General features: G+C 73.7%; 10 protein-coding genes. 6 read left to right on the top strand and 4 right to left on the bottom strand.

Annotated features, from left to right (window positions below):
- Positions 1 to 117: 117 nt before the first annotated feature.
- The 4 genes from ACZ6Y1_RS23750 to mtrA form a co-directional block, all read right to left on the bottom strand.
- Positions 118 to 834, bottom strand: coding sequence for a ComF family protein (locus ACZ6Y1_RS23750; protein ID WP_469633181.1), 717 nt, complete (start codon positions 832 to 834; stop codon positions 118 to 120).
- A gap of 87 nt (positions 835 to 921) precedes the next feature.
- A complete protein-coding gene (locus tag ACZ6Y1_RS23745; RefSeq protein ID WP_469633178.1) occupies positions 922 to 2,763 on the bottom strand; it encodes an LpqB family beta-propeller domain-containing protein in 1,842 nt (613 codons plus the stop codon).
- Complete coding sequence (gene mtrB, locus ACZ6Y1_RS23740) at positions 2,753 to 4,705, bottom strand: MtrAB system histidine kinase MtrB (protein ID WP_469633175.1); 1,953 nt, start codon at positions 4,703 to 4,705, stop codon at positions 2,753 to 2,755. Before mtrB ends, ACZ6Y1_RS23745 begins: the two co-directional genes overlap by 11 nt.
- A gap of 1 nt (position 4,706) precedes the next feature.
- Positions 4,707 to 5,396: a two-component system response regulator MtrA gene (gene mtrA, locus ACZ6Y1_RS23735; RefSeq protein ID WP_469633172.1), complete on the bottom strand. Its 690-nt coding sequence runs from the start codon at positions 5,394 to 5,396 to the stop codon at positions 4,707 to 4,709.
- A gap of 235 nt (positions 5,397 to 5,631) precedes the next feature.
- Here mtrA and ACZ6Y1_RS23730 point away from each other — a divergent pair, with 235 nt between their 5' ends.
- Genes ACZ6Y1_RS23730 through ACZ6Y1_RS23705 form a run of 6 tightly spaced genes read left to right on the top strand, consistent with a single transcriptional unit; the run spans position 5,632 to position 11,883 of the window.
- Positions 5,632 to 6,888, top strand: coding sequence for a DUF7847 domain-containing protein (locus ACZ6Y1_RS23730; RefSeq protein ID WP_469633168.1), 1,257 nt, complete (start codon positions 5,632 to 5,634; stop codon positions 6,886 to 6,888).
- 7 nt (positions 6,889 to 6,895) lie between these two features.
- The gene (locus ACZ6Y1_RS23725) at positions 6,896 to 7,564 is read left to right on the top strand and encodes a DUF4129 domain-containing protein (protein ID WP_469633165.1); all 669 of its coding nucleotides are present in this window, start codon (positions 6,896 to 6,898) and stop codon (positions 7,562 to 7,564) included.
- Positions 7,561 to 8,931 carry a DUF4350 domain-containing protein gene (locus ACZ6Y1_RS23720; protein ID WP_469633162.1) on the top strand — a complete coding sequence of 457 codons (1,371 nt, stop codon included), beginning with the start codon at positions 7,561 to 7,563 and terminating at the stop codon, positions 8,929 to 8,931. Before ACZ6Y1_RS23725 ends, ACZ6Y1_RS23720 begins: the two co-directional genes overlap by 4 nt.
- A complete protein-coding gene (locus tag ACZ6Y1_RS23715) occupies positions 8,928 to 9,926 on the top strand; it encodes an AAA family ATPase (protein WP_469633159.1) in 999 nt (332 codons plus the stop codon). Before ACZ6Y1_RS23720 ends, ACZ6Y1_RS23715 begins: the two co-directional genes overlap by 4 nt.
- On the top strand, positions 9,926 to 11,239 hold the full coding sequence (locus ACZ6Y1_RS23710) for a DUF58 domain-containing protein (RefSeq protein ID WP_469633156.1): 1,314 nt from the start codon (positions 9,926 to 9,928) through the stop codon (positions 11,237 to 11,239). The genes ACZ6Y1_RS23715 and ACZ6Y1_RS23710 overlap by 1 nt, the downstream gene beginning before the upstream one ends.
- A 47-nt stretch (positions 11,240 to 11,286) precedes the next feature.
- The gene (locus ACZ6Y1_RS23705; protein ID WP_469633153.1) at positions 11,287 to 11,883 is read left to right on the top strand and encodes a Uma2 family endonuclease; all 597 of its coding nucleotides are present in this window, start codon (positions 11,287 to 11,289) and stop codon (positions 11,881 to 11,883) included.
- Positions 11,884 to 12,017: the final 134 nt, after the last annotated feature.

The following is a 12,017-nucleotide window of genomic DNA, read 5'->3' as shown; positions in this document are numbered from 1 at the left end:
GAACATATCCCTCTATGACGGTTGTCGGCACCCGCTACCGGGACGTTCTTCCGATCCCGTCACTGATCTCTCTTACTACCTGCAACGATGGGCCTTCCCCAGCAGTTCCAAATCTATTCACAGGACTTTTGCTCTCTTCGAGTAGCCTGCCGTCGCAGCGACCACAGCGGCCCGCGCGGCACCTCCCGCCGCCCCCAGCCCCGCCGTCCGCAGCGCCCTGGCCGCCTCCGCCAGCGTGGCCCCGGTGGTCACGAGGTCGTCGACCAGGACGACGCCCGCGCCGGCCACCGCCCGCACCCCGCCCCGGCGCACCTCCAGCGCCCCCGCGAGGTTCTCCAGGCGCTGCCGGGCCCCCAGCCCCGCCTGGTCCGCCACCGCCCGCCGCAGACCCAGTACGGGGGCCACGCGCGCGGGGACCCCGGCCCGCCGCAGCCGCCCCGCCGCGGCCAGCGCGATCCTGCGCGCCGGATCGTGCCCGCGCGCCCGGACCTGCCGCCGCGCCGACGGCACGGGCACCAGGGCCAGCTCGCCCTCGCCCGGCCCGCCTCCGCCCGCCAGCACCGCCGCCGCCAGGGCATGGCCCAGCACCCCGGCCAGCGGCAGCGCCCCGCGCTCCTTGTGGGCCAGCAGCACCGCCCGCACGGGCCCCTCGTAGACGGCGGCCGCATGCACCACCGGCAGCCCCCGCGGCGCCGGCGAGGGCCGTACGCGCCCCGCCCCGGCCCCGCTCAACGCCTCCCGGCAGCGGGCGCACAGCAGCACCCGGGCGGCGCCGCAGCCCGCACAGTCGTCCGGCAGGACCAGCCCGGCCAGCTCCTGCCACCACCCCCGCATGGATCCACCCTGCCGGAGCCCGACGCCACCCGCCACCCCTGTGGACGGCCCCGGCACGCAGCCCGCAGCGGCGACCGGGCAGCCGGGTCAGCCCGGATACACCGGAGCCTGGCCGCCCGCCGCCACCGTGCGCCACTGCGCCCCCGGCGGCAGCCACACGATGCCATCGCTGGAGTGGCCGACCACGGGCTTGGGCTTCGCCTCCTCCTCGGAGACGGCCACCGCGACCTGCTCCAGCCCGGCCGCCCCGGGCAGGGTCGCCGCGACCATCGAACCGTCGGCGAGCATGTAGCGGGCCTGCACGACCCCGCGGCTCTCCCGGCCGACCACCAGCAGCCGGCCGCGGGGCGCCCAGCTCATCGCCGTCACGTCCGCCATCTGCGGCGCCGCCGAGCGGAGCTCGCGCACCGACACCGCCTCCGCGCCCGTCTTGGCGTCGGGCCGTTCGATCCGCCCCACCCACAGGGTCTTGCGGCCTCCCTCCTCCAGGAGCAGCGCGATCCGCACGCCGTCCGCGGAGGCCTTCAGCGAGGTGATCTTCCGGTCACCGAGCCCCGCCACCTGCACCTTCTCCGGGGTGCCGGTCCCGCCCGGGACCCGCCACAGCCCGGGGTGCTGCGGGTCGCGGTCCGCGACCCACAGATCGCCCGCCGCGTCCCAGCTGGGTGCGGTCAGGGTGTCCGCCGCCCTGGTCCCCTTGCTCGTGACCACCGGCACCTGCGGCATGGGGCCGACACCGGACATCGGCACCACGTACAGGCCGTGCCCGTCCTCCGAGACCACGGCCGCGCGCCTCTCGTCGTACGTCACGGCGGCCGAGCCGACCGCGAAGGGGGCGGCGGGGGTGTTCAGCGGCCCCGGCACCGGCTCGGGCTTCGGCTGCTGGTCCTCGCTCGCGACGTCGAGCTTCATGCGGACCAGCCGCTTCTCGTTGTCGACGAAGTACTGGTACTCGGGGGCCCTGGGCCGCCCCGCGATCGTGGCCGCCGTCGATTCGTTCACGGAGCACAGCGAGGACTTGCCGTCGGAGCGCAGCAGCTCGACCTGGTCGAGCCGGGAGCCCGTCAGGTCCTTGACGGAGTACAGGAGTTGGGTGGCCATCTTCTTGCACTGCGGCTGCGTGACGTTCTCCGCCTTCTCGTTGAGCGGCACGCGCAGTGTGTTCTGGCCGTCGTACGAAAGGGACTTGGTGCCCTCGCGCAGTTCCGTGCCCGTCGGGAAGCTGGACTCGACGACCGGGCCGAGCCAGTTGGACGGCCCGGAGAGCAGCGACTGCACGGTCTGCGTGGTCGGGTCCATCCGCGAGTCCGGGTCGGCGCGCTGGCGCACGTAGACGGGGTCGGCGACGAGCGCGCCGCCCGCGAAGTAGTACTTGTTGACGGGCATGTAGATGCGCTGGAAGTCGGACTCGCTGAGCACGAGGCTCTTGGGCGGGTTCGCGATCCGCCACTGCTTGTTCTCCTGGACGAGCTGGAGGACCCAGTCGTAGGTCCGACCGCCGGTCTCCGGCTGGTACGCGCTGCGCTCGTCCACGGTCGCGAGCTTCTCGCCGGTGACCTTCCAGCGGGGCCCGTCGGGGTCCTTCTCGCCGGTGACCTGCGAGCGGCCGAGGCCGGACTTGAGCACGGTGACGGTGGAGCCGGGCCTCCAGCTGTTCGAGGCGGCCTCGGTGAGGTACTTGCGGGCCGTCTCCAGCTGCGGGTCGTCGCTGGTCATGGCCTCCAGGAAGCCCTTGACGATCTCGGCCGCGCCGGCCTTGTCCGCCGGCGGCACGCCGAACACCCGCACCTGCGAATCGACGCCCTGCGAGCCCTGCACGGAGCGGATCTCCCCGTGGGTGGGCATGGAGGCGCAGCCGGCCAGCAGCAGGGCGGCCCCGCCGAGGGCGCCCGTCCGTACGATGCGCGCGCCCCTGGGCTCAGCGTCCATCGGGTCCGTCCTCCATCTCCGCATGCTCGGCAGGGGCTTCTTCGGCGGGCCGGGCCACGACGCGGGCCCCGTTCCCCGGCAGCGCGGTCGGATCGGCGGGTACGGGCACCGCCCCGGCCACCGGCGACCGGGGCGGGATCGCCGACCGGTCGCCGCCCTCGCCGGGCCTGGCCGGCGCCGCGCTGCCGGCCGCCTCGGCGGCGGCCCTGGCCCGGTTGGCCCGCGAGTCCTCGGGCTCCAGCGGGATCGGCGACCCGCGCAGCGGCTCGTCGGCGGTGCGCGGCAGGGTCAGGCGGAACTGCGAGCCGCCCCCGGGCTCGCCCCACGCCTGGAGCCAGCCGCCGTGCAGCCGGGCGTCCTCGACGGCGATGGACAGGCCGAGGCCGGTACCGCCGGTCGTGCGGGCCCGCGCCGGGTCGGCCCGCCAGAAGCGGTTGAAGACGCGGGTGGCCTCGCCGGGCTTGAGCCCGACGCCGTAGTCCCGTACGGCCACGGCGACGGCCCCGCCCGCGGACGCGAGCCGGACCACCACGTCGCGGCCCTCGCCGTGCTCGACGGCGTTGACGACGAGGTTGCGCAGCACCCGCTCCACGCGCCGGGCGTCGGCCTCGGCGATGACGGGCTGGGTGTCGCCGAGCACCCGGATGCGGGTGCCCTTGTGCTCGGCCAGCGGCTCGGCGCCGTCGATGACACGGCGTACGACGTCCCGCAGGTCGATGGGCTCTGCCTGCAGGTCGGCGGCGCCGGCGTCGAAGCGGGAGATCTCCAGCAGGTCCGCCAGCAGCGACTCGAAGCGGTCCAGCTGTCCGGCGAGCAGCTCCGCCGACCGCGCGGTGACGGGGTCGAAGTCGACGCGGGCGTCGTGGATGACGTCGGCGGCCATCCGCACCGTCGTCAGCGGGGTGCGCAGCTCGTGCGAGACGTCCGAGACGAAGCGGCGCTGCATCCGGGAGAGGTCCTCCAGCTGCTGGATCTTGAGCTGGAGGTTCTGGGCCATCTTGTTGAAGGCCTCGCCCAGGCGCGCGATGTCGTCCTCGCCGGTGACCTTCATCCGCTCCTGGAGCTGCCCTGCCGAGAGCCGTTCGGCGATCCCTGCGGCCATCCGCACCGGCGTCACGACCTGCCGTACGACGAGCCAGGCGATGCCGCTGAGCAGGACGACGACGAACAGGCCCGCGGTGGCGATCGTGCTCTTGACCAGGGTGAGGGACTCCTCCTCCTGGGTCAGCGGGAAGAGGTAGTACAGGTCGTACGGGTCGCCGTTGATGTCGGTGAGGCGCTTGCCGACGACCAGCGCGGGCTCCGGGGCCTTCTGTCCGGCCCCGCTGGTGTAGCGGATCTGCGAGAACGTCTTGAAGGTGCCGGTGCCGCGGTTGACGGCGCGCCGCAGCGACAGCGGGACGCTGACGGTCGGGTCCACGTTGCCGGAGGCCCTGGCGCCCTTGACGCCCTGGGCGCCCGGCAGCGCCTGCTCACCGGTGCCCGCGCCGAGCGCGACGACCTCGAAGGCGGTCTGGCCGCCACTGGCGAGCTGCTTGACGAGCGAGTTCATCCAGGTGCTGGCGTCCCGCCCGACCTTGCTGTCGGCGGCGTCGGTCCCGTCCACGGTCGCGGGGGCGTTGGCCTTCTCCTGTGCGACCGCGAAGCCTCCGGCGGCCTGGCTCTGCGCCGCCTCCTCCTTCGCGTCGAGGAGGCCCTTGTTCACCTGGGCGATGACGACGAAGCCCAGCGCGAGGACCACCGAGAGCGAGATCAGCAGGGTGGCGGCGACCACCCGCAGCTGGATGTTGCGCCGCCACAGCCGGACAGCCGGGAGCAGCGGCCGGCGTACGAGGCGTACGCACAGCCGCAGCAGCGGGCCGCCGGGCGCCCCGTCCTGGAGCAGCCTGCCGCCCCGCAGCGCTCCCCACCGGGAACCGCTCCGGGCCTTGCCGGACTGCACGTCAGCTCGGTCCGGCCTTGTAGCCGACACCGCGCACCGTCACGACGATCTCGGGGCGCTCGGGGTCCTTCTCGACCTTGGAGCGCAGTCGCTGCACGTGCACGTTGACCAGTCGGGTGTCCGCCGCGTGCCGGTAGCCCCAGACCTGCTCCAGCAGCACCTCACGGGTGAAGACCTGCCAGGGCTTGCGGGCGAGCGCGACCAGCAGGTCGAACTCGAGCGGGGTGAGGGCGATGGAGACGCCTTCACGCTTGACCGAGTGCCCGGCCACGTCGATGACCAGGTCACCGATGGCCAGCTGCTCGGGCGCGGGCTCCTCCGAACGGCGCAGGCGGGCCCGGATGCGGGCCACCAGCTCCTTCGGCTTGAACGGCTTGACGATGTAGTCGTCGGCCCCGGACTCCAGGCCCACGACCACGTCCACCGTGTCGCTCTTGGCGGTGAGCATGACGATCGGCACGCCGGACTCCGCCCGGATCAGGCGGCAGACCTCTATGCCGTCCCGACCCGGAAGCATGAGGTCGAGCAGCACCAGGTCCGGCTTCGCCTCCCGGAAGGCAGCAAGTGCCTTGTCACCGTCCGCTACGAACGACGGCTCAAAACCTTCTCCACGCAGCACAATGCCGAGCATCTCGGCCAGCGCGGTGTCGTCGTCGACGACAAGGACGCGTCCCTTCATGGTTGACATCATCCCATTAGCTAATCGTTACCCGGCGGTGAGCTGTCCCACAGCCAAAAGGGCTGGAAATCGCCCCTCGGACCTGCGTGGAGATCAGGTCGACCAGTCTGCCCCGGATCCGGGTGACAATTGAAGGTACGGGCTGCCGGAGATCCGGGGGGACGGCCGGTCCGTTCGTGGACCCCACATGGCACGATGGCAGCCGACCAGCGCCCCCGCCACAGCAGGTGCACGTGAAGGAGCGACGATGAACGACTCTCCGGGCTGGGCCACGCCCGGGTCCTCCGACGGCGAGCGCCCGGGGGCCCCGTCAGCCGGGCAGCCGCAGCCTCCCGCACAGCCCGCCGACGCACCGAAGTGGTCCGCCGAGCAGCCCCCGCCGGGCCAGTGGCAGAGCCCGGCCCCCGGCCAGAACCCCCCGCCGGGCCAGTGGCAGAGCCCGGCCCCCGGCCAGAACCCGCCGCCCGCCCAGCAGGGCGGCGGCTGGGGCGGATATCCCCCTCAGCCGCCCCCGTACGGCGGCCAGTACGGCTACCCGGGCGGCCCCGGCCAGTGGGGCCAGCCCCCCGCCGCCAAGCCCGGAGTCATCCCCCTGCGCCCTCTGGGCCTCGGTGAGATCCTCGACGGCGCGGTCGCCACCATGCGCGCCCACTGGCGCTCGGTCCTGCCGATCACCCTGGTCGTGGCCACCGTGGTCCAGGTGCTGAGCCTGCTCCTGCAGAAGTTCATGATGGACAACCTGGCCCTCTCCCTGGACCGGGGCCGGGTGACGCCCGAGGACGTGCTCAGCACCATGGGCAGCAATCTCCCGGTGAGCGCCGCCGTGCAGCTCCTCGACTTCGCCGGGGGGATCGTGGTCACCGCGATGCTCACGATGATCTTCAGCCGGGCGGTGCTCGGCCAGGACTCCTCGATCTCCGAGGCCTGGCGCGACGCCCGCCCGCAGGTACTGCGCCTGATCGGCCTCACCCTGCTGCTGGGCGTGGGCGCCGTCGTCCTCGGCGCGGTGCTCATCGTGCCCGTCGCCCTCGCCGAGAACGTCGGCCTGATCGTCCTCGCCGCCTTCGTCTGGCTCGGGCTGTTCCTCTGGCTGGGGATCAAGTTCAGCCTGGCCTCGTCCGCCCTGATGCTGGAGCGGGGAACGGTCTTCAAGGCCCTCGCCCGCTCCTCCAAGCTCGTCAGCGGCGCCTGGTGGCGGATCTTCGGCATCACCCTCCTGACCATGATCATCACCGGCATCTTCGCGGCGATCATCATCCTTCCCCTGCAGATGCTCGGCTTCTCCCTCTTCGGCGACGGCCTGTCCGCCATGCAGGACCCCCTCGCCCAGATGGCCTGGGGGCCGCTGGTCCTCACCGCCATCGGCGCGATCGTCGCGCAGGCCGTCGTCCTGCCGATCCAGTCCGGCGTCACCGTCCTCCTCTACGTCGACCAGCGCATCCGCCGCGAAGGCCTCGACCTGGAGCTCGCCCGCGCGGCGGGTGTAGAGAACTACGGAGGCTGACCCGCAGATGATGAGCACGGGGGGCCTCATCACCGCCGCGGCGACCGCGGCCACACCACCGGTGACGACACCGCGCGACCCCGCCCGTGAGGCGGCCGAACGCGAACTGTCCAAGCCGCTCTACCACCAGAACGACCCGAGCCTGTTCGACCGCGCCCTGCGCAAGTTCTTCGAATGGGTCGACGACCTGCTCGCCTCCGCCTCCGGGGCCTCCCCCGGCGGCGGCTTCGGGCTGCTCGCCATCACCGTCCTGGTCCTCCTGGCCGTCGGCGCCCTGTGGTGGCGCCTGGGCACCCCCCGCCGCACCGCCACCTCCACCAGCGCCCTCTTCGACGACGGCATCCGCAGCGCCGCCGACCACCGCTCGGCCGCCGAGGCCCACGCCGCCGCCGGCCGCTGGACCGAAGCCGTCCAGGAACGCATGCGCGCCGTCGTCCGCTCCCTGGAGGAACGCACCCTCCTCGAACCCCGCCCGGGCCGCACCGCCGACGAAGCCGCCGCCGAAGCCGCCGCATCCCTCCCGGACCACACCGCCGAGCTCCGCGCGGCCGCCCGCGTCTTCGACGACGTCACCTACGGCGGCCGCACCGCCGACGCCGACACCTACGCCCGCCTGCGCGCCCTCGACACCACCCTGACCCGCACCAAGCCCCTCCTGACGGGACCCGCCGCATGACCCCGCCCAACGAGCCCCCGGCCGAGGTCAACGCAACCCCCGGTCCCGCCGGGAGCGGGAACGCCCCGGCGCCCGGGGCGGCGGCGCCCCGGCCCGCTCCCACCGGGAAGCACACCCCCGGCGGGCCGGCCCCCGCACCCACCGGCCCCGCCGGATCCCCGCCCAGCCCGCCGCAGACCCCCGGCGGCCCGCAGGCCGCCCGCCCCCCACGCCGGAGCCGAGCGCAGCGGATCCGCACCGGCTTGATCCTCCTCGGCGTGCTCGCCGCGGGCGTCACCGTGCTCGCCGCCCTGAACTCCGGCACCCGCCACGGCCTCCTCGACCCCCGCTCCCCCGACCCCTACGGCAGCCGAGCCGTCTCCGAGCTGCTCAAGGAGCGCGGGGTCACCACACGCGTCGTCACCACCGCCCGGGAGGCCACCGCCGCGGCCGGCCCCCGCACCACCCTGCTGGTCACCGAACCCGACCGGCTCGGCGCCACCCAGCGCCGCCGGCTCCACCAGGCCGCCGACCTCTCCGGCGGCCGCACCATCCTCATAGAACCCACCAGCCACTCCCTCACCGAGCTCGCACCCGGCGTCCACACCAAGGGCGACGCCGGCGCGAAGAACCTCGACCCCTCCTGCGCCTTCCCCGCCGCCGCCACCGCCGGCCGGGCCGCCCTCGGCGACGGCCTGCGCTACACCACCGCCGCGGCCGGGGCCACCGCCTGCTATCCCTCCGGCGGCCACCCCACCCTCCTCGTGCTCCCCACGGGCACCAAAGGCGGCGACACCGTCGTCCTCGGCTCCGCCGGCGTCCTCCTCAACCAGAGCCTCGCCGAGGAAGGCAACGCCTCCCTCGCCCTCCAGCTCCTCGGCTCCCGCCCGGACCTCGTCTGGTACATGCCGACCCTGGAGGACTCCGACGCCGACAGCCGCGCCGCCGGCGAACGCCCGGACTTCCTCGACCTCATCCCCGCCGGCTGGTCCTGGGCCCTGCTCCAGCTCTTCCTGGCCGCCGCGATCGCCGCCCTCTGGCGCGCCCGCCGGCTCGGCCCCCTCGTCACCGAGAAGCTCCCCGTCGCCATCCGCGCCTCCGAGGCCACCGAGGGCCGCGCCCGCCTGTACCGGAAGGCCCGCGCCCGCGACCGCGCCGCCACCGTGCTCCGCGCCGCCGCCCGCGAGCGCCTCGCGGCCCTCACCGGCGTCGCGCACACCCAGGCCCACGACCCCGCCGCCCTCGCCCCGGCGGTCTCCGCCCGGCTCCCCGGCGCCACCCACGACGTGACCGGCCTGCTCTTCGGCCCCGCACCCTCCGACGACGCGGCACTCGTCGCGCTCGCCGACCACCTCGACGCCCTCGAAAGAGAGGTCCGTACGTCATGACGTACCCGGCCACCGAGTCCACGGCCCCGGCCCCGGCCTCGACCGCTGACAGCGCCCGCGCTTCCCTCGAAGCCCTCCGCACCGAGATCGGCAAGGCCGTCGTCGGGCAGGACCCGGCCGTGACGGGTCTCGTCGTCGCCCTCCTGTGCCGCGGCCACGTCCTCCTCGAAGGCGTCCCCGGCGTCGCCAAGACCCTCCTCGTGCGGGCCCTCGCCGCCTCCCTCGAACTCGACACCAAGCGCGTCCAGTTCACCCCCGACCTGATGCCGAGCGATGTCACCGGCTCCCTCGTCTACGACGCCCGGACCGCCGAGTTCTCCTTCCAGAACGGCCCGGTCTTCACCAACCTCCTCCTCGCGGACGAGATCAACCGCACGCCCCCCAAGACCCAGTCCTCCCTCCTCGAAGCCATGGAGGAACGCCAGGTCACGGTCGACGGCACCCCGCGCCCCCTTCCCGAGCCCTTCCTCGTCGCCGCGACCATGAACCCGGTCGAGTACGAGGGCACGTACCCCCTCCCGGAAGCCCAGCTCGACCGCTTCCTCCTCAAACTCACCGTCCCCCTGCCCTCCCGCCAGGACGAGATCGGCGTACTGACCCGGCACGCCGCCGGCTTCAACCCCCGCGACCTGCACGCCGCGGGCGTCCGCCCCGTCGCGGGACCCGCGGAACTCGAAGCCGCCCGCGAGGCCGTCACCCACGTCACCGTCTCCCCGGAGATCGCCGGGTACGTCGTCGACATCTGCCGCGCCACCCGCGAATCGCCGTCCCTCACCCTCGGCGTCTCCCCCCGCGGCGCGACCGCCCTGCTCGCCACCGCCCGCGCCTGGGCCTGGCTCACCGGGCGCGACTACGTCACCCCCGACGACGTGAAGGCCCTCGCCCTCCCCACCCTGCGCCACCGCGTCCAGCTGCGCCCGGAAGCGGAGATGGAAGGCGTCACCGCGGACTCGGTCATCACCGCGATCCTCTCCCACGTCCCCGTTCCGCGCTGATGGCGGCCCTCACCGGACGCGCCGCCCTGCTGGCGGCCCTCGGCAGCATCCCCGTCGGCATCCTCGAACCGAGCTGGACGGGGATGCTCGCGGTCAACGCCCCGCTCGCGCTGGCCTGCGCGGTCGACTACGCCCTCGCGGCGTCCGTCCGCCCGCTCCTCCTCACCCGTTCGGGCGACACCTCGGTCCGCCTGGGCGAGACCGCGGACGTCCACCTCACCCTCACCAACCCGGGCAGCCGCACGCTCCGCGCCCGCGTCCGCGACGCGTGGCCCCCCAGCAGCTGGCTCCCGGGCACGGAAGGCCCCGCCTCCCGACACGCCCTGACCGTCCCCCCGGGGGAACGCCGCAGGCTCACCACCCGCCTGCGGCCCACCCGCCGCGGCGACCGCCAGGCCGACCGCGTCACGGTCCGCTCGTACGGTCCCCTTGGCCTGCTCGCCCGTCAGGGCTCCCAGCACGTCCCCTGGACCGTCCGCGTCCTGCCGCCCTTCACCAGCCGCAAGCACCTCCCCTCGCGTCTCGCCCGACTGCGGGAACTCGACGGCCGCACCAGCGTCCTGACACGCGGTGAGGGCACCGAGTTCGACAGCCTGCGCGACTACGTCCCCGGCGACGACACCCGCTCCATCGACTGGCGCGCCACCGCCCGCCAGAACAAGGTGGCCGTCCGCACCTGGCGCCCCGAACGCGACCGGCACATCCTGATCTGCCTGGACACCGGCCGCACCTCGGCGGGCCGCGTCGGCGACGCCCCCCGCCTCGACTCCGCCATGGACGCGGCCCTGCTCCTCGCCGCCCTGGCCACCCGCGCCGGCGACCGCGTGGACCTCCTGGCCCACGACCGCCGCCCCCGCGCCCAGGTCCAGGGCCGGGCGGCCGCCGACGTCCTGCCGTCCTTCGTCAACGCGATGGCCACCCTCGAACCGGAACTGGTCGAGACGGACTCCCGCACCATGGTCTCCACCATCCTGCGCAGCGCCCCGCGCCGCTCCCTGGTGGTGCTCCTGACGAGCCTGGACGCCGCCCCGGTGGAAGAGGGCCTGCTACCTGTCCTCCCCCAGCTCACGGCCCGCCACACGGTCCTGCTGGCCTCGGTCGCCGACCCCCATGTCGCCGCCATGACCGCGTCCCGCGGCGACGCCGACGCGGTCTACGAGGCCGCGGCCGGCACCCAGTCCCAGTCCCAGCGCCGCCGCACCGCGGACCAGCTCACCCGCCACGGGGTCCACGTGGTCGACGCCACCCCGGACACCCTGGCCCCCGCCCTGGCCGACGCCTACCTGTCCCTCAAGGCCGCGGGCCGCCTCTAGAAGTCCCCGACCTGGCTACGCTGGCAGGGCACCTACCAGGAGGACACATGGCCGACTTCACCCCTGAGCAGATGCGCCGCCTGCATGACTTCGCAGAGCAGCTCGCGGAGCTGGCCGAGCACCATGAAGACCAGTGGAAGGTGCAGACGAACGACGGTCAGATCTTCCTCACGATGATGAGCCCGACGGCTCCTCACGGGCTCAACGTGGTGCGGTTGCGCCGCCAGATCGAGGCACAGACCCCGGAGGTCATGGCCCTCAACGACACGAACATGGGCGATCCCGAAACCGGCCTGACCAAGGTCCCCGATCTCATGGTCATCGCCGAAGAGGACACGGACGACAGCGCGAAGGTCGTCAACTCCCGCGACGTCCTGCTGGTGGTGGAGGTCGTGTCACGCACGAACTCGCTCACCGACATCCGTGACAAGCTGCACGACTACCCGCGGATGGGCGTCCCTCTGTATGTCGTCGTCGATCCCCGCAAGGACAAGAAGACCGTCACGGTGCACAGCGACCCCACATCAGGGCCCGACGGCATCCGCTACCGCAAGACGGTCCCCTACGCCTTCGGCGACACCGTCACCGCCGGCCGCTGGACCCTCGACACGAGCAGCCTCAAAAGCTACCCCGCAGACTGGTGACCGGCCGCCGGAGCCCATCAACGTGCGAGTCGGCTCGTAAACGCAGAAAAGCCCCGCACCGAACCCTGAAGGGCTGGTGCGGGGCTTTCCCACAATGATTGTTCGGCGGCGTCCTACTCTCCCACAGGGTCCCC

The organism is Streptomyces sp. NPDC053432 (assembly GCF_055585365.1).
Note: the sequence above shows the minus strand (reverse complement) of the source record. Positions and strands in the feature narration are given on the sequence as shown.

Coding starts and splice junctions, on each gene's coding strand:
- ACZ6Y1_RS23750 (WP_469633181.1), bottom strand. CDS start 834: ATGCGGGGGTGGTGGCAGGAGCTGGCCGGGCTGGTCCTGCCGGACGAC.
- ACZ6Y1_RS23745 (WP_469633178.1), bottom strand. CDS start 2,763: ATGGACGCTGAGCCCAGGGGCGCGCGCATCGTACGGACGGGCGCCCTC.
- mtrA (WP_469633172.1), bottom strand. CDS start 5,396: ATGATGTCAACCATGAAGGGACGCGTCCTTGTCGTCGACGACGACACC.
- ACZ6Y1_RS23730 (WP_469633168.1), top strand. CDS start 5,632: ATGAACGACTCTCCGGGCTGGGCCACGCCCGGGTCCTCCGACGGCGAG.
- ACZ6Y1_RS23725 (WP_469633165.1), top strand. CDS start 6,896: ATGATGAGCACGGGGGGCCTCATCACCGCCGCGGCGACCGCGGCCACA.
- ACZ6Y1_RS23720 (WP_469633162.1), top strand. CDS start 7,561: ATGACCCCGCCCAACGAGCCCCCGGCCGAGGTCAACGCAACCCCCGGT.
- ACZ6Y1_RS23715 (WP_469633159.1), top strand. CDS start 8,928: ATGACGTACCCGGCCACCGAGTCCACGGCCCCGGCCCCGGCCTCGACC.
- ACZ6Y1_RS23710 (WP_469633156.1), top strand. CDS start 9,926: ATGGCGGCCCTCACCGGACGCGCCGCCCTGCTGGCGGCCCTCGGCAGC.
- ACZ6Y1_RS23705 (WP_469633153.1), top strand. CDS start 11,287: ATGGCCGACTTCACCCCTGAGCAGATGCGCCGCCTGCATGACTTCGCA.